This window comes from Lysobacterales bacterium (genome assembly GCA_016703225.1).
In the GTDB taxonomy this organism is placed as follows: Bacteria; Pseudomonadota; Gammaproteobacteria; order Xanthomonadales; family Ahniellaceae; genus JADKHK01.
Map to the genome: position 1 here is coordinate 322,199 of JADJCM010000001.1, position 16,443 is coordinate 338,641.

General features: G+C 67.0%; 13 protein-coding genes. 6 read left to right on the plus strand and 7 right to left on the minus strand.

Going from position 1 to position 16,443, the window contains the following annotated elements; all coding sequences use genetic code 11:
• Positions 1–23 precede the first annotated feature (23 nt).
• Entirely contained in the window at positions 24–1,361 is a 1,338-nt protein-coding gene (locus IPG63_01410) for a TolC family outer membrane protein (GenBank protein MBK6725910.1), read from the minus strand.
• A 30-nt stretch (positions 1,362–1,391) separates the two neighbouring features.
• Positions 1,392–2,051 carry a protein-L-isoaspartate O-methyltransferase gene (locus IPG63_01415; GenBank protein ID MBK6725911.1) on the minus strand — a complete coding sequence of 220 codons (660 nt, stop codon included), beginning with the start codon at positions 2,049–2,051 and terminating at the stop codon, positions 1,392–1,394.
• Between the two features lie 202 nt (positions 2,052–2,253).
• On the opposite strand from IPG63_01415, the gene IPG63_01420 reads away from it, so the two are divergent.
• Genes IPG63_01420 through rimI form a run of 4 tightly spaced genes read left to right on the plus strand, consistent with a single transcriptional unit; the run spans position 2,254 to position 4,823 of the window.
• On the plus strand, positions 2,254–3,201 hold the full coding sequence (locus IPG63_01420) for an MCE family protein (GenBank protein MBK6725912.1): 948 nt from the start codon (positions 2,254–2,256) through the stop codon (positions 3,199–3,201).
• A complete protein-coding gene (locus IPG63_01425; protein MBK6725913.1) occupies positions 3,198–3,800 on the plus strand; it encodes a membrane integrity-associated transporter subunit PqiC in 603 nt (200 codons plus the stop codon). The genes IPG63_01420 and IPG63_01425 overlap by 4 nt, the downstream gene beginning before the upstream one ends.
• Entirely contained in the window at positions 3,797–4,339 is a 543-nt protein-coding gene (locus tag IPG63_01430; protein MBK6725914.1) for a hypothetical protein, read from the plus strand. The genes IPG63_01425 and IPG63_01430 overlap by 4 nt, the downstream gene beginning before the upstream one ends.
• A gap of 1 nt (position 4,340) precedes the next feature.
• On the plus strand, positions 4,341–4,823 hold the full coding sequence (gene rimI / locus IPG63_01435) for a ribosomal protein S18-alanine N-acetyltransferase (protein MBK6725915.1): 483 nt from the start codon (positions 4,341–4,343) through the stop codon (positions 4,821–4,823).
• A gap of 16 nt (positions 4,824–4,839) precedes the next feature.
• Here rimI and IPG63_01440 read toward each other — a convergent pair whose 3' ends face one another.
• Positions 4,840–5,778: a hypothetical protein gene (locus IPG63_01440; protein MBK6725916.1), complete on the minus strand. Its 939-nt coding sequence runs from the start codon at positions 5,776–5,778 to the stop codon at positions 4,840–4,842.
• A 221-nt stretch (positions 5,779–5,999) separates the two neighbouring features.
• On the opposite strand from IPG63_01440, the gene IPG63_01445 reads away from it, so the two are divergent.
• Positions 6,000–6,326: an H-NS histone family protein gene (locus IPG63_01445; GenBank protein ID MBK6725917.1), complete on the plus strand. Its 327-nt coding sequence runs from the start codon at positions 6,000–6,002 to the stop codon at positions 6,324–6,326.
• 61 nt (positions 6,327–6,387) lie between these two features.
• Here IPG63_01445 and IPG63_01450 read toward each other — a convergent pair whose 3' ends face one another.
• The 3 genes from IPG63_01450 to IPG63_01460 form a co-directional block, all read right to left on the minus strand.
• Positions 6,388–7,620 (minus strand): threonine/serine exporter family protein, encoded by a 1,233-nt coding sequence (locus tag IPG63_01450; protein MBK6725918.1) that lies wholly within the window; start codon positions 7,618–7,620, stop codon positions 6,388–6,390.
• A gap of 39 nt (positions 7,621–7,659) precedes the next feature.
• Entirely contained in the window at positions 7,660–8,535 is an 876-nt protein-coding gene (locus IPG63_01455) for a hypothetical protein (protein ID MBK6725919.1), read from the minus strand.
• A 157-nt stretch (positions 8,536–8,692) separates the two neighbouring features.
• On the minus strand, positions 8,693–10,498 hold the full coding sequence (locus tag IPG63_01460; protein ID MBK6725920.1) for a hypothetical protein: 1,806 nt from the start codon (positions 10,496–10,498) through the stop codon (positions 8,693–8,695).
• An 80-nt stretch (positions 10,499–10,578) separates the two neighbouring features.
• Here IPG63_01460 and IPG63_01465 point away from each other — a divergent pair, with 80 nt between their 5' ends.
• Entirely contained in the window at positions 10,579–12,177 is a 1,599-nt protein-coding gene (locus IPG63_01465; protein ID MBK6725921.1) for an electron transfer flavoprotein-ubiquinone oxidoreductase, read from the plus strand.
• A gap of 40 nt (positions 12,178–12,217) precedes the next feature.
• Here IPG63_01465 and IPG63_01470 read toward each other — a convergent pair whose 3' ends face one another.
• On the minus strand, positions 12,218–16,411 hold the full coding sequence (locus tag IPG63_01470; protein MBK6725922.1) for a proprotein convertase P-domain-containing protein: 4,194 nt from the start codon (positions 16,409–16,411) through the stop codon (positions 12,218–12,220).
• Between the last annotated feature and the right edge of the window lie 32 nt (positions 16,412–16,443).

Consider the following 16,443-nt stretch of genomic DNA (forward strand, 5'->3'; position numbering starts at 1 on the left):
GGACGGCGTCCGCAGCGAGCCTGCTACTGCAACATGCCGTTCACGGTTTTCAGGTCGGCCACGTCGATCACGCCGGCGGCCTGCTTCAGGCGCAGGTTGGCGAGGATGTAACCGTGGCGGGCGCGTGCGTACTCGCGCTCGGCGGCAAACTGCTGCTGCTGGCTGAGCAGCACGTCGACGATGGTGCGGGTGCCAACCTCGAACCCGGCCTCGGTCGCTTCCAGCGCGGACTTCGCCGAGACCAGCGCCTGCTTGCGCGCCTCGACCTCGCTGATGCCGGCGGCGACGCCGCGGAACGCGCCGCGGGTCTGGCGCACGATGGCTCGGCGCTGCTGCTCCAACTGGTCCTGGGCCGCATCGCGGTTGTACAACGCCTGCTTGTAGCGGGCATTGGTCGCGCCGCCGGAGAAGAGCGGGATGCTCAGGCTCAGGCTCAGCGAGTTGCTGCTGGGATCGCGCGCCGAGTACGGCCCGATGTCGCCGCCGGAATCGGTCTCGCCATAGGATCCAGCGAGGCCCAGCGAAGGCAGATGGTCGGACCATGCGGCCTTGGCCGAGTAGTTGGAGGCATCGACCGACCGTTGCAGCGCGGCCAGGGCCGGGTTGCTGTCCAGCGCGGTCGCAACCCAGCGCTCCATGCTGTCCGGATCGGGACGCACCAGCGCGATCTCCTCCTTGAGCCCCTTCACTGCGGCCACGCTGTCACCGGTGAGTTCGGACAAGGCCTCGAAGGCGTCGTCCAGCGCGTTCTGCGACAGGATCACCGCGGCGCGGGCACCATCGTGGCGGGCGCGGGCCTCGTGCACGTCGGTGATCGCGGTCAGGCCGACCTCGAAGCGCTGCTCGGCCTGTTCCAGCTGACGTCCAACGGCTTTTTCCTCGGCCTCGGCCGAAGCCAGGTTGGTTTGCGCGGTGAGCACGCCGAAATACGCCTCGGCCACGCGCACCAGCAGCGCGTCGGCGGCAGTGTCGTAGTCGGAATCGCCGCGCGCGGCCTGGGCCTTGGCGGCGCGCAGGCTCATGTAGCTGCCGTGGTCGTAGACCGACTGGCTCAGCTGCAGGCCCTTGTTGGAATTGCGGCTGGTGGAGCTAAAGGTGACGTCGCGATTCAGTTCGTCCGAAAAAATCGTGCCCTCGGACTCCGAACGACTCTTGCTCCAGCTTGCCGACAGCTGCGGCAGCAGCGCGGCACGCGCCACCGGCACGCCTTGTTCGGCGCTCAGCCGTGCCGCTTCGGCGGCCGCAAACTGCGGGTCGCCGGCACGCGCCTTGTCGTACACCTCAAGCAGGTCGGCGCCGAACGCCGAGCCGGAGATCGCCAGCGCCAGGGCGCTCAGGCGGAGAATGAATCGTTGGGCCATGGGCTATTCCTCAGTCCTTGTCGTATTGGCTCAGAGCATGAAACGCTTTGCCGGCGCCGCATGTGTCAGGTAAGGCAGGTCGGTCTCGAACAGGCTCTGCTCGCGGAACTCGGAGGCACCGACGCGCGTGACCAGTAGCGCTTCCATCGCCGGCGAATCGCCGCGCACGACGAACATGCGACCGCCGATTGCGAGCCAGGTACGCAACAGATCCGGCTCGCGATGCACGGCCCCGGTGACCGCGATGACATCGAAACTTCGGTTCGGCGCGAATCCGGTGAGCGCGTCGGCCGCGTGCACGCGGGTATTGGTGATGCCGGCGCGCGTGAGCTTGCGCTCCGCTGCCTGCGCGAGGTCACCGTGGATTTCGATGCTGGTCACGTCCCGCGCCAGGGTGGCCAGGCATGCGGTGACGAAACCGGACCCTGTGCCGATCTCGAGCACGCTGTCGCCAGTTTGCACTCCCAGCGCCTGCAACAGCCGCCCTTCCAGCACCGGCTTCATCATGAACTCGCCGTGCCCGATCGGCAGCGCCACATCGGCAAAGGCCAGCGCCCGCTGCGACTCCGTCACGAAGTCCTCGCGGCGTACGCGCCCGAGCGCGTCGAGCACGCGCAGGTCGACCACGTCCCACGGCCGCACCTGCTGCTCGACCATGTTGAAACGGCTGCGTTCGATGTCCAAGTTCATCCGCGGAAATCCTGATCTGGAAAGACGCTTAGGGTAGCAGTTTCGGCGCGGGCAGCCGCTGCCACCTCGGCCCCGGACCCTTGCGCGGGCTTCACTTCGAGACCGTCAGCGTCGCAGCCGGCGGGCCTCCGAACTGAGTGCCGGAAGTCAGGGCGACGCGATGACCTTCGTCACACGGCGCCGCGACCGGCATAATGCCCGGATGAAACGCGATACCGTCAATTACACCGTCGTCGGCGCCGTGGTCCTCGCGGCCTTCGCGTTGCTCTTGTTCACCCTGATCCGGATCACCGGCACCCGCACCGGCGAGGCCGGCTACCTGGCGCGATACGACAATGTGACGGGCCTGACCTTTGGCGCGCCGGTGTTTTACGAAGGCTTCCGCATCGGCCAGGTCACCGCCATCACGCCCGAGCGCAAGGACGGCCGCACCCGCTATCGCGTCGACCTGGCGATCCGCGGCGACTGGCCGATCCCGTCCGACTCGGTCGCGAAACTGGCATCTACCGGCCTGCTCGCCGATATCTCGATTGCGATCAGCGAGGGCACAGCGAAAACCATGCTCAAGCCCGGCGCCGAACTGAAGTCACTCGGCGGGGGCGATCTGTTCGCGGCGATGAACGAACTCGCCAGCGAAATCACGCTGCTCAGCCGCGAACGCATCCGGCCGATGGTGGAATCGCTGCAGCGAAGCGTCGACAAGATCGGCGGCGAACTCGAAACCGCAACGCCGATCCTGGTCAACGACGCCCGGACCTTGCTGACGCGACTCAACCAGGCCTCGGCTGCGATGAACGAAGTGCTGTCGGCACCGAACCGCGCCCATGTCGCCAGTACCCTGGAAGACCTCGCCAGCACCGCCGACAACGCCCGCGAACTGTCCGCCGAACTGCGCCTGACCCAGCAGAAACTCGACACGCTGATGGTCGAGGCCAACGCAGCGGTCAGCGAGAACCGTCCGGCACTGAAGGACGCAATCGCCGACCTTGCGCAGATCACCGGTTCGCTGGCGCAGCGCATCGACAGCATCTCGCAGAACCTCGATTCGGCCAGCCGCCACGTCAACGAGTTCAGCCGCGAGATTCGCAAGAACCCGAACCGTCTGCTGTTCACGCCGCCGGCCGACATGGTCAAGGTCGAGGAAGAATGATGCGATTCCCGCTGCTTGCTTTCGCCCTCGCCTTGCTCGGCGCCTGCGCGGCCCCGGCGGTGCCGGACCAGTCGTATTTCCGCATGCCGGCGGTGGCTGCGGCGGCGACGATGAGGACGACTCCGGTCTCGACGCTGCCGATCGTGGTCGAGCCGTTCCGCGCCAATGGCGTCTACAACGACCAGTCGATCCTGTACGCACTGAAGCCCGAAGGCAGCATCAAGGCGTACCACTACCAGCTCTGGGACGAGGCGCCGAGCCTGCTGCTGCAGCGTCGTCTGGTGGCTACGCTGCGTGCGCGTCGCTCGGCGGAACTGGTTACCGACCGGCTCCCGGCAGCACTGCCGGCCATGCGCATCGGCGGCAGCGTCGAACAATTCGAGCGCGTGCGCGGCGGCTCCGGCTGGAGCGCGCGCGTGCGCCTGGAACTGCGGGTCGAGCGCGACACCCAAGCGGCCCCGCTGTTGCTGAAGACCTACGCCGCGGAAGTGGCGGCCAAGAGCGACACCATCGAGTCCAGCGTGCGCGCCTTCGCGCAGGCGATCGACGCCTGCCACGCCGAATTCGCGAACGACCTCACAAGCCTCTCCGCACCATGACCGCCCTCCGTCTCGACGAAGCGCAGCGCCGCCGTCTGCTCGGACTGATCGGCATTGACCGCTACCTGCGCCGCGGCCCCTTGCCACAGGCCCGGGCCGAGGCTCCGCCAACGAACCCGGCCGCAGTCGCCCCGCCGGCGGTTGCGGAGGCGCGCGACACGCGCGCGCCTTCCGGCACGATCGCGTCGCACCCCAGATCCACGCCGGCACGGCCCTCCTTGCTCGATGATCCCGGCATTGCCGCGCGCGCACCACGTCTGCTGCTGCTGGTCGAGGCCCCACGCACGCGGCAGCCCGACTGCAAGGCCCTGCTGGAAGCCATCCGACGTTCGCTGCCGGCGCATCGCCTGCTCGACGCCGGCGACCCGCCGACGCAGTGGCCGGAGTTCACCCTCGCCCTCGCTGCGCGCGTCGCGTCGGTAGACGGCGTCCGCATCCTGCACGCGCCCGCGCTGTCCGACCTGCTCGGCAACGCACACGCCAAGCGCGAACTGTGGCGGACGCTGAAGCCGGTCGTGCGCGCCCTGCGGCCACGCTGACATGGTCGCCGCCTTCGATCTCAGTGCGCAGATCCGTGCGATGACCGAAGCCGATCTCGCCGAGGTCGTGCAGGTCGAGGGTCGCGCCTACGAGTTTCCGTGGACCTTCACCATCTTCAAGGACTGCGTGCGTGCCGGCTATGGCTGTTTCGTGCTCGCGACACGGGCCGAGATCATCGGCTACTTCGTGCTCTCGGTGGCGGCCAATGAGGCGCATGTGCTCAACGTCTGCGTCGATCCGAGCGAACAGGGACACGGCTATGGCCGCCGCCTGATGAAACGACTGCTCGACCTCGCGCGCTGGCATCGCGCCGAGCGCGTGTTCCTGGAAGTACGCCCGAGCAACCCGCGCGCCATCGCGCTCTACCACGACCTCGGCTTCAACGAGATCGGCCGCCGCCCGCGCTACTACCCCGCGAAAAACGGCCGCGAAGACGCGCTGGTGATGGCGATCGAACTGGTCGATCCGGGTTTCGCACCCTAGCCGCCCGAGGGTCGCGCTATTTGTCCTTCTTGCCGAACAGGCTGCCAAGCTTCTGAAACAGGCTGCTTGGTGTTTCCGACGGCTTGCTGCCGGCGGCCACCACGGCTGGCTGGGGTGCGGTCTTGATCTGACTGGCCCCCGGCTTCGGGAACTCGCCAGTGATGGCCTTCAAACTGCCGGTGATCCGGTTTCCCTGCTGCGCCTTCTTCAAGCGCTCCTCCTCGGCCTTCTGCGCCTCGGAGATCTTCTGTTCCCACTCGCGTCGGGTCTGTTCCTGCTGCAACTTGGAGCGCCAGGCCTCGCGGTTTTCGTCGGAAATGGACTCGCGCAGAATGTAGTTCTGCTGCAGCGCGATGTACTTGCCGATGGTGTCGAACAACTCGTCGTTCAACTCGGCGATGCGCACCGTCTGCTTGCGCGTGCCGAAAGAATCGAAATTGGTGAACTCCATCCGCAACAAATCGGAATTCATCTCGGCCGTGAACACAGCGGTCATCGGCACCTTGCCAATGGCGCGGAACCAAGCCTTGGTATACTCACCCTTCTCGCTCTTCTCGGCGCGCTCCAGCGCCTCGAACCCATAGCGCCGGAACAACTCGATCATCGAGTCGATGCGGCTGGCGCCTTCGATCATCATGCTCGGCGACTGACTGGAATCCACGACTCCGGTGCAGGTCAGCGTGTAGGTCCGCCCGTACATCGGCATCTGCGCCTGCACGTTCATGTCGTTGTCGCAACGTGTGATGACCTCGCCATAGCCACTGATCGGGTAGCGCCCGTTGCGCGGAGACTTCACGACATTCAATGACTTGGACAGGCGCGTCAGATAGTCGTAGAAATTCTCCATCAGCGGCAACGTGGTGTTCTTGAAGAACTCGCGCTTGAGCTTCTGCGCCTCTTCCTTGCTGTCGCGCTCTTTCTGAGCCTGCTGTTCAAGATCGTCGAGAAGACCCATGGCGATTCCGATTCCTGAGCTGAATGCTGTCTTTGTGGCGCGGATTGTACGCGCGGTCAAGCCGCCGGGGCGACGCCGTCGCTGGCGACCGGCAGCACCGCCACCCGGCTCCGGGTGAATCTTGGTTACGCCCGATTTGACGCGGGCATTGTGTGATTCCGATCACACTTGCCATTTTCCTGATTTTCGCGATGATTCCGACTCCAACCCGGGGGTAATGCATGGCCATTGATCTGAAGAAGCTCAACCAAACTCAACTCAACGATCTGATCGTGCGTGCCGAGCGGCGCAAGGATGAAATCGCCACCGAAAGCGTGAGCCGCCTGCGCGATCGCGTCCTGAAACTGATTGCCGACGAGGGTTTCACCTTCGACCAGGTATTCGGCGGAAAACGCGCCCGCGGCAAGAGCCGCGGCGGCAAGGTCAAACCGAAATTCCGCAATCCGGCGGATCCGTCGCAGACCTGGGCTGGCCGTGGCAAGCGCCCGCGCTGGTTCAACGACGCGCTGGCTTCCGGCAAGAAAGAAAAGGACCTGCTGATCGGGTAATCCAGTCCGCGCTTTCAATCGCGGGGTCGGCATTGCCCGCCCCGCTTCTTTTTCGCGTGTTTCAGATGGAACGCCGCGGTGGCACCAGCAGGTTTCCGAACAACAGCCCCGCCACCAGCGCAATCAGGATTGCCAGCAGCGAAAACGCGGTATCGAGGCTGAGATAGACATCGCGCTCGAAGGCAAAGAACAAGCTTCGAAAACCGACCGATCCCGGTACCAGCAGAATAATCCCGGGAACCCGCACCAATGCCCCTGGCCGCTGTTTCCAACGCGCATAGATATTCGCCGCACTGCCAACCACCAGGCCGCCGATGAACACTCCGAACTCCGGCCCGGCCCAGCCGGAGCCGAAGCGCGTGGCGAGATAGCCGAGCCAGGCCGAGAGCATGACCAGGCCATAGTCGCGGCGCGCCGCCTGGAACAGCACCGCGAACGAATAGCTGGCCGCAAGCAGCGCGATCCACTCCGCCCATGCCGGCACGGCCGGCAAACTGCCCGGCAGCGTGGTCCAGCCAAACGCCTTGGCCAGCTGCACGCCGGCGACGGTGCCGAGCGAGAGCTTCAGCAGCACCGCCGCAGCACCCATCATGCGCACCGTGCCGGCAACCAGATGCTGGGTCGAGAGTTCCGATACCGCCGTGGTCAATGCCAGCCCCGGCATCAGCACGATCAGCGCGGCGATCAGCACCGAGCGCACGTTCAACGGTTCCAGCGTCGCCGCGATCAGCGAGGCCAGCAGCATGGCGACGCAGGCAGCCACGGCCTCGAACGAAGGCGCGAAGTTCGGGCGCCGTTCGGCGACCAGCGCGAGCAAGCCGATGATCAGGCCGATCGCCGCGGCGGCCACGACATCGGCCCAGGAGCCGCGGATCATCGCGGCGACGGTGCCACCGACGATGCCGAAGCTGAGCACCTGCATGCCGACCGCGCGCACCGACATGCCCGAGCGCAGCGCGCGCAATTCGGCCAGTCCTTGCTCGATGTCGAGTTCGTTGTTGAACACGCGCTCGGCGATCGCGTCTACTTCGCACAGACGGCGCAGGTTGACGTCGCCCGGATTGACGCGCAACACCATCGTCCGTCGCGGCAGGGCATCCTCGCCATCGGCGGGATCGGCAAAGGAGAGCGTGATCGAGGTTGGCGTGGACAGCGTGCTCGGCAGCAGGCCAAGGCGCGCGCTGACGGTGTCGATCGCCTTCTCCAGCCGCGGCGCCGAAGTGCCGTATTGATGCAGGCGCCGCGCCAACTCGGCGACAAAGCGAACGCGCGTATCGAAATCCCGGGATTGCATGGTCGGCACTGTCCCCGATGACTGCCGGTGCCGCAAGCATCAAAACCGGGCGAACAGTGACAGGGCGCGGGCACACTGATCGGCGAGCGCGCCGGCGGGCGCTTCCGGCCAGTGCAGGCGCCAGCACGGCACCGATTGCGCCATGCGCGCCATGGTCGCGAGATGCGCGCCGAGCAGGGTCGGGGGGAACAGTCGCGCGGCAACGGTGTCGCGGATCAACAGGCGCGTGGCCGCGGGCGCACCCAGCGGCTGCAAAGCCAGCGTGCCCCCGCCACGTTGCAGAAATACCAGCGCCGTAACCGGAAGGTCCAGGTCGGGCGTGCGCCAAGGATCTTCCCACTTCAACTGCGGATAGCGCGGCCGCAGCCGCAACACGCCCTCCTGCATCAGCAGCGGCGAAATATCGTCGGTCAGCCCCTCGGCCCCGGCCTCGACTGCCAGTCGCGCAAACGTGGACTTGCCCGTGCCGGATGGCGCCGGCAGCACGAAGCAGCGGCCATCGACGCGGATGGCCGAGGCGTGGATGCCAAAGACACCGCGCACCGCCAGCAACAACAACAGCCCGGGACCGAACAGGATCTCGTGCGCCGCGACCGGCTCCATCGCGGGATCGACCATAGCGATGAGAGCGTCGAGATCCGCCCGCAGAGTCCCAAGCCCATGAATTCGGTACTCCAGCGCCGCGCCTTGAAAGCTCGCCTGCACGTCACGCTCTCTGCCTACCAGCAGCCCCGTGGCCGATCTGGACGCCGCGAGGTCGTGACCGTGTAGCGCCGAAGTCGGGCCGGCCTCGCGTCCGAACGACAAAACCGAGCGCACCGCACAACCGGCCACCACCGCTTCAGGCCCGATTCCGCCCACGCAATCGAGTTGCAATGCGCGGGCGCGAGCAAGCTCGAGTCGGCCGGAGTCCATGCACAATCAGTTGAAGCGAGTGCCCCCGCTACCGGACTCTCCGGTGCCGGGCGAACCACCCAGGGTCATCCCGCGCAGGTCGCCCAGTTCGGTCAGTACCGGCGTCTGGTAGGGGGCTCGGGCGGCCTGCTTCGCGGACACCCGCCTGGCCTGCTGATCATTGGAATCCACAGCATCCCCCGTGCAAGAACAATGGCGCGGATGCTAGCACTCCCGGGGTTCCGCAGACGTGAACATTGCGCCAATGCTCGGCCGCCAACGCCATCCAGAGGATTCCCAAAGACACCTCCCGCTCCGGTCCGGCCAGGGCGCGATCGAGGGCGTCGTGGCGCAGATAGCGGCGCCAGAGTGCATCGGGGTGCTCGAGCAGCGAACGCAGACGCGGCCAGTCCGAGCCGAACAGACCGATACGAAACCACGCACTCAGATTGCCGCCCTTCGCGCGCGTACGCACTGGCTCCGGCACCCGTCCGCGCAGCAGTTCGCGGCTCAGCCAGCGCACACCGTGCGGCGAGTGCAGGTAGTGCGCCGGCAGTGCCGCGACGAAGGCGAGCAAACGCGGATCGCGGAACACGAAACGCGGCTCCAGACCATGCGCCACCACGAAGCGCCGGCCGAGTTCGGCATCGTCGTACTCGAAACGCCCATAGAGCTTCTCGAACCGCCTCGCCCTGCGCGAAGGCGGCGGCGGCGTCCACAGATCCGTGGCCGCTGGCGCCAGCCACGGCGGTGGTCGTCCCGCACGCTGCCACGGCACCCAGCCGCGCCAGGCAAACTGACGTAGCGACTCCCGCGGACCGGAGTTCCGGGCGATCGCCGCGAGCACTCCGCTCCAGGCCACAACGCCGCGCTCGCGCAAGAAACTCGGGCCCCAATCGGCGTGCGGCGTGTAGAGCATGTCGCCGAAATGTCCGGGCAAGAGCACATCGCCACCGAGGGCGCGGGCGCGGTCGAAACAGGCGAGGTTGACCGGCCGATACGGATTTGCGATCGGCGCCTCGTCTTCCACCCGCCACGCCTCGAACCCAGACAGCGCCGGGAACTGGTCGCCATCGACGATTTCCTGCCGCAGCCCCAGCATCGCTGCGGTTCCACGCGCCAGCTCGGACTCGTCGCACTGGGGCAGACTGGCGAGCGACCAGCTCACCGCCGCTGCGCGCGCAGGATCGACGAAGTTCGCGATCAGCGTCGAGTCGATGCCGCCGCTCAACTGCACCACCGGACGCGTCGCATCCGCACACGCCCGCGCCACTGCGCCGGCGACGACTTCGCGCCAAGCCTCCGCGGCTTCGGCGTCGGAGCCAAAGCGCAGCGGCGAGGTCGGGAGATCGGGCGTGAAGCGGCGATAACGGCGGCGGCCGTCTTCGAACAGCAGCAGGCCGCCGGCCGGCAGTTCCTCGACGCCCTGCATCCAGGCCACCTCGTCGGGTGGCGCGCGCAGCGCGAAGTAGTGCGCCATCGCGACCTTGTTCGGCACCAGCGTCTCGCCGCGCATCGCCACGATTGCACTGCCGCGACTCGATACCTGCAACTGGGCACCGCGCAGCGCATAACGCAGCCCGCGCTCGCCGAGCACGTCGCGGAACAGGATCACCCGCCGTCGCGGCGCATCCACCAGCAATAAGGCGATATCGGCATCGAGCGACTCGAACAGCGCCTCTCCGCGCGCGGCGTAGGCGGACAGAACCAGCGCGGCGTCGCTGACGTCGGCGGCCAGCGCGTGCTGTTTCGCGAACGCGGCGCGGTTGCGCAGGCGCCCGTCGATCGCCAGCACGCGCCCGTCGGCAGCAGCGAGACCGGTGCCGCGGAAGCTGCGCGCCACCCACAGGCGCAGTGTCGCGCCATCGACTTCATCCGCCCCGAACGGTGCAAAGCCACCGAGCGAGCGGATGCCCGCCGCAAAGCCATCCGCGGGAAGGGTCGTGGTTCCGTCGAGTGCCACCACCGCAAGAATTGCCGTCATGCCCCGAGCATAGCGTCGGCGTTCATTGCCCCGCGATGCCCCGCACCCGGATAATGCCGGCCGGCTTCCAGGAAACCGCCATGAGCGAACGCGAAATCATGCAATACGACGTCTGCGTCGTCGGCGCCGGCCCGGCCGGGCTCGCGTTCGCGATCCGCCTCAAGCAGCTCAAGCCCGACACCAGCGTCTGCGTGATCGAAAAGGCCTCCGCGGTCGGTGCGCACATTCTCTCCGGTGCCGTCATCGAGACCGGCCCGCTCGACACGCTGCTGCCGGAGTGGCGCAAGTCGCCGCCACCGATCTGCGTCGCTGCCGGCGCCGACGACTTCTTCCTGCTCACCGCGAACAAGCAATACCGACTGCCGACGCCGCCGCAGATGAACAACCACGGCAACGTCATCGTCTCGCTCGGGGCCTTGTGCGCGTGGCTGGCGCCGCAAGCGGAAGCGCTCGGTGTCGAGATCTTCCCGGGCTTCGCCGCCAGCGAACCGGTGTTCGACGCCAAGGGTGCCGTGTGTGGCGTGCGCATCGGCGACATGGGCGTGGCCAAGGACAGATCGCACAAGTCCGGCTACACCCAGGGCGTCGATATCCACGCCGCGATCACCGTGCTCGCCGAAGGCGTGCGCGGACACCTGTCGAAGCAGCTGATCCAGCGCTTTGAGCTGGACAAGTACAGCGATCCGCAGACCTACTCGGTCGGCATCAAGGAGCTGTGGCAGGTGCCTGCCGGAAGGGTAACCCCGGGGCGCATCATCCACACCGTCGGCTGGCCGGCGGACAGCGCGACCTATGGCGGCAGCTTCATCTACCACCTTGACCAGGACCGCATCGCGCTCGGCTACGTCTGCGGTCTCGATTACGGCGACCCGAAGCTGATGCCATTCGAGTTGTTCCAGCAACTCAAGCATCACCCGCTGGTGAAGCCCATGCTCGAGGGCGGCAGCATCCTCTCCGGCGGTGCGCGCGCGATCGCGGCGGGCGGCTTCCAGTCGCTGCCGCAAGTGGAGATGCCGGGGGCGATCCTGATCGGCGACGGCGCCGGCACGCTCAACGTGCCCAAGATCAAGGGCACGCACCAGGCGATGCGCGGAGGCATGCTCGCGGCCGAGCACATCGCGCGCACCAACAGCGTGGTCGGCTTCGACGCCGCGTTGCGTGCGTCGCCGGTGATGTCCGAACTGAAGAAGGTGCGCAACATCAAGCCCGGATTCCACGGCGGCCTGTGGCTCGGCATGATCAATGCCGGCTGGGAAACCGTGACGGCCGGCTACTCGCCGTGGACCCTGCGCAATCATGCCGATCATGCGCAGCTGAAGCGGGTGGGCGAGATTGGCGCGATCGACCGCCACTGGGTCGAACGCTCGCTGCCACCACGCGACCGTCTCGCGTCGGTCTACTTCGCCGCCACCGAACATGATGAAGACCAGCCGGTGCACCTGCGCGTCGCCGACACCAACATCTGCATCACCCGCTGCGTCGAAGAGTTCGGCAATCCCTGCACCCGATTCTGCCCCGCCGGCGTCTACGAGATGGTCCAGGACGAGGCCGGGAAGCGGCTGCAGATCAACGCCGCCAACTGCGTGCACTGCAAGACCTGCGATATCAAGGACCCCTACCAGATCATCACCTGGGTAACACCGGAAGGCGGCGCCGGGCCGAACTACCAGAACCTGTGACGAAGTCGCGCCCGGCATCGCTGCCGGACGCGGGGATGCATCAAGGCACCGGCTGGGCGGGATCGCCCAGCAGGGTCGCCGCGATCAGGATGTCGCGGTAGCGCTCGCCCTGCGCGGCCAATTGCATCTTCGCCAGACGCAGCGCATCGCCGATGCGTGCGCCTGCCGCCAGCTCCGGGTGCAGCAGGTTGCCGAGCGCCTCGTGCGATTTCAGATCGGTGAGACTGGTTACGCCGATCACCGCCGCCGCGCCCGAGCCTGGCGTCAGCAAGAAGCCGTGCGCCAAGGTGTTCGCGGTGGGTGCGACGAAGTAGCTGTTCCAGCAGCCCCATTGCACGACCAGATCGGCGAGTCCGGTACGCCCGACCAGATCGGCGGTGCTCAGCACCGGATCGAAACTCCAGGTCGTGGGCGCGGAATGGCCGACGAAGCTCAGCACGCCGAGGCGCTGGTTCAGGGCGTTGCCGAGTGCGGCCCGGGTCGAGTCCAGGCCCAGATCATCAACATAGGCGCGATCGAGCGTCCAGCCTGCGGGCCAGCGTGCGGCAAAGCCCTCGTGAACCGCCCGGAACGGCGCATCAGACTCATCCGCCGGACTCACCAGCAGTGCCCGCTTCGGCGCCGCCGCGGCGACCAACTTCGCCAGTAGCGACTGCAGTTCCACGACGCTGCGCACCGGCAGTCGCCCAATCGCGGCCTCGGGCGCTCCATCCTCATCGCGGTCCACGTACAGGCCGTCGGCCGGGGCGTAACGCACGATGTCGCCATACGCACCGTAGCGCGTCGGCACCAGGCTGACCGAGCCGGTGCCGAGGAAGTTCTTGTAGTCGTAGCTGTCGGCGCCAACCAGCAACACGTACTGCGCACCCAATTGCGCCACCGCCTTGTCGATGAAGCGCTGGATCGCCTCCGCCTCCGGCACATGGTCGTTGAACTGCGCGTACACCTGCGCGACATCGACCACGCGCACCGAGAGCCCACGCGCCTGTTGACGCGCGACCAGCGGCGCCAGGTACGGCTCGAACAACGCATGCGTGATCACCAGATAGTCGGCCTGTCCCTGCAGCAGCGGCGCCACTTCGACGAGGGTGTCGACGCGCGGCGCCGCCAGCGCCGTCGGCTCGCCAAGCCAGTAGTGCGCTCCCGCGGCGGCCGGCCACATCGGGCCGCCCGCGGTGTTGACGGCGCTGAGCGCACGCCAACCATGACCGGTATCGGCATAGCCCAAAGCGCCGCTGCCGAGCCCAGCGGAAACGAAACCGGGGATCTGGTCCTGTCCTTCGAACGAGGATGCCAGCAAGGACTCGCCGGCATTGTCATCACCCGCGTTTTCTGCCCAGGCATCGCCAGCGGCGTGCAGGGCAGAAACGGCCAGCACGCCAGCTTCGGCCACCATTTGCCTCGGGTAACGCAGGGCGATGCGGTCGATGTAGACGAGGTCATAGTCGAAACCAGTGTCGCCGGTCACGCGCAGCTCGATCGGCAGGCTCCCCGATGCCGGCACGGGCGTTTTCGCCGTCAGCGTCTGCGCACGCAGACCATCGAACTCCTTGCTCGCGACGGCCACGCCATCGACGCGCAGTTCGACGCGATGATCGGGCGTGCTGCCGGGCCAGTTGGTGGCCCCGATCAGATCGACCTCTAGCTCGGGCCCAACGCCATCGACGCTGATCGGCGCACTGACAGAGAGCGTGCGCGAAAACTGCGCCGGCTGGTTCGCATAGGCGAGCACGCGTTCGGCGTACCAAGGATCGTCGGTCGGCGAGGCGAATGTGTAACGCGCGTCCGGCGCGTACTCGGACTCGGCCCAGTACCACGCATCCGTAGCGTCAGTGGCGAGCAGCGTGTCCTGCGGAATGTCGACGACACCGACGCCATCAGTGCGCAGCAGGTACGGGAACTCCTTGGTGTACAGCGAGTAGGCCGGTTCAACCGGGAAGTCGATGCTGCTGTCGGCGGAGAAGGTGGCTCCGCTTGCATGCGCGCGCCGCGGCACCGGCTGGCCGCGAAACGCAAGCCCGATCTGATCGACCGCAACGCCACGCAGATCGACGCCCGCTGCCATCAGCATCGCATGCGTCACCCGCTGGAAGCCCGGCTGCTGCACCCATAGCCGCACCGTGCCGCCGCTGCCCGCTGTCTGGCGAAGTTGTGCGAGCTCGGCCAGCGCGGCGCGGGTAGCGGTCCAGTCGAAGCCCGCACTCGCGGCAGGTGCGCCGTAGTCGCGGCCGACCTGGAACGGGCCGTGCGCTGTGCGGCGTCCGGTCACTTCGAGATCGACGACGTAGAAGCTGCCCGAGGCCGGCACCGCGGTCAGCGTCAGCGCGTAGCGACTGACCTCGGCGCTGTCGACGCGTTCGCTCGCGACCGGAACAGCGTGCAATGGCAGCTCGCGGCCGCCGGCGCGCTCGACCAGGCGGAAACCGACGTTGCCGGTTTCGCTGGCGGTCTCGAACTGCACGTGCACGCCGTCACCGACCACGCGCGAGGACAAGTGCGACAACGTCACCGGCAACGTGCCGGCCGGGACGCGGTGATCCTCGACTTCGCCGTCGCTCACGAGCCCGGTCGAAGGCGGCGGCGGCGCGTCGCTGAAAAATGCGGCGTCGCTGGTCAGACGCAGGCGCAGGTAGGTGTCGTTCTGCGTGATCGCGGTCATGCCGCCCCACACCAGCACCACGCTGCCGCTGCTGGCGGCGGGAATGTTGCCGGTGCTGAAGGTCGCATCGCCAGCTCCGCCGCTGCCGTTGCCGAGCGCGGCCCGGCTGCGCTCGTCGGCGTCGTTGAAGTCGCCATCGCCATTGGCATCGAACCAGCCGACCAATTGGGCCGCCGTGGCCGCCCCATTCACCACCGCCACGGACACGCAGAACTCATCGATCGCTGCGGCATAGCTGCCGCATTCGAAGTGCGGCGTCGGCAGGGACACCAGAGTCGGTAGCGTCACCGCGTCTTCATCGGCACCATCACTGTTCGCTGCGACATCGGGCACGCCATCGGCCTCGCCATCGGGCCGGGTACCGAGATACAGGCTGCGATCACCTAGCCCGTGGCGGGCACCACCGGCGGCGAAAGTGGTCACGTAGCCCGCCGGCGCATCACCGTAGTCAAGCGCGCAGAAGCTGAAGTCGGAAATGCCGATGTTTTGGAATTGCGAATTGCTCTGCGGCTGGTCGCCCTGCGCGTACTGCACGCGGATCGACGCCACTGGCCCATCGAAGGTGTAGCTGACATTGCCGTTGGTCGAGGCTGCGCCGACATTGTTGTCGGCCTCGGTCCAGTCGCCCGCGAGCGCCAGCGTGCCCTGCAATGCCGCTTGCTTCGGAACGAGACCACCACCCGAATCGAGCGCATCGATCCGCACATAGTCCTCGAAGGTGCCGGTGTCGACATCGAGCAAGTCGAAGGTAAGGCCCAGCACCGGCTCGGAAAACGTGAACACCGTGGCCTCGGCCGAGCGCTCGGTGTCGCCGCTGGTATCCATGCCGAGCACGTAGTACCCGGCGTGCGCGCCGAGCGTACCGGTGCGCGTCACGAAACTCGGCAGCCCGCTGCCCGAGTCTGTCGGTGCTTCGCCACTGGTGGCTCCCTGACTGATGGTGATGCCGTTCAGCGACGTGCTGGTGAAGGGATTTCCATTGCCGTTGGCGCCCCAGTCGTAGCTGAGGCTGGCGCCGCAGGCGGCGGTCAGTGTAGTGGTGTCGTCGCGCAACACCAGGCGCGCGCGTTCGTAGCTGCCAAGATCGGCCGCAGCGTCGTCGCAAATGCGCAGTTCCCACGTGCCAGCGGAACTCCCAGTGTAGAACCCGGCGAGTGCCGGCACCGAGACCAAGCGGCGGTAATTGGCGTTGGCCGCAGGATCGATGTCGCCGTCATTGATTGCACCCTCGGCGTTGGTGGACAGCATGACCCGGTAGTTGTCCTGGCCATCGTTAGCGACGCCATCGATCAGGGTCACCACCGAACTGTCGGGCGCGGTCAGCGTGACCACGACATCGCTGCGCCACGGGTGCGTGACTTCGAGACCCAGCGCGACATTTCCGACCGGGTACGAATCGCCGACCACGAAGCTGCGTACCAGCGGATTGGCGCAATCGTTGTCGGCAATCGCAATTGCGGCACCCGGCACGTCGTCGTAGGTGTGGATCACCTGCGCGGCGGACGGCAACGCAGCGACGGCCAGCAGCGCGCCAAGCAAAAGACGCGGCCGATGCAAGATGGTTTCGGCGTACATGGCATGCCCCCGCGAACTCGTACGTGCGGAAG

Bases quoted from the DNA above. Each gene is read 5' to 3' on its own strand.
- IPG63_01450 (MBK6725918.1), bottom strand. From the start codon at position 7,620: ATGCAATCCCGGGATTTCGATACGCGCGTTCGCTTTGTCGCCGAGTTG.
- IPG63_01455 (MBK6725919.1), bottom strand. From the start codon at position 8,535: ATGGACTCCGGCCGACTCGAGCTTGCTCGCGCCCGCGCATTGCAACTC.
- IPG63_01425 (MBK6725913.1), top strand. From the start codon at position 3,198: ATGATGCGATTCCCGCTGCTTGCTTTCGCCCTCGCCTTGCTCGGCGCC.
- IPG63_01420 (MBK6725912.1), top strand. From the start codon at position 2,254: ATGAAACGCGATACCGTCAATTACACCGTCGTCGGCGCCGTGGTCCTC.
- IPG63_01440 (MBK6725916.1), bottom strand. From the start codon at position 5,778: ATGGGTCTTCTCGACGATCTTGAACAGCAGGCTCAGAAAGAGCGCGAC.
- IPG63_01430 (MBK6725914.1), top strand. From the start codon at position 3,797: ATGACCGCCCTCCGTCTCGACGAAGCGCAGCGCCGCCGTCTGCTCGGA.
- IPG63_01465 (MBK6725921.1), top strand. From the start codon at position 10,579: ATGAGCGAACGCGAAATCATGCAATACGACGTCTGCGTCGTCGGCGCC.
- IPG63_01445 (MBK6725917.1), top strand. From the start codon at position 6,000: ATGGCCATTGATCTGAAGAAGCTCAACCAAACTCAACTCAACGATCTG.
- IPG63_01410 (MBK6725910.1), bottom strand. From the start codon at position 1,361: ATGGCCCAACGATTCATTCTCCGCCTGAGCGCCCTGGCGCTGGCGATC.
- rimI (MBK6725915.1), top strand. From the start codon at position 4,341: ATGGTCGCCGCCTTCGATCTCAGTGCGCAGATCCGTGCGATGACCGAA.
- IPG63_01470 (MBK6725922.1), bottom strand. From the start codon at position 16,411: ATGTACGCCGAAACCATCTTGCATCGGCCGCGTCTTTTGCTTGGCGCG.
- IPG63_01415 (MBK6725911.1), bottom strand. From the start codon at position 2,051: ATGAACTTGGACATCGAACGCAGCCGTTTCAACATGGTCGAGCAGCAG.
- IPG63_01460 (MBK6725920.1), bottom strand. From the start codon at position 10,498: ATGACGGCAATTCTTGCGGTGGTGGCACTCGACGGAACCACGACCCTT.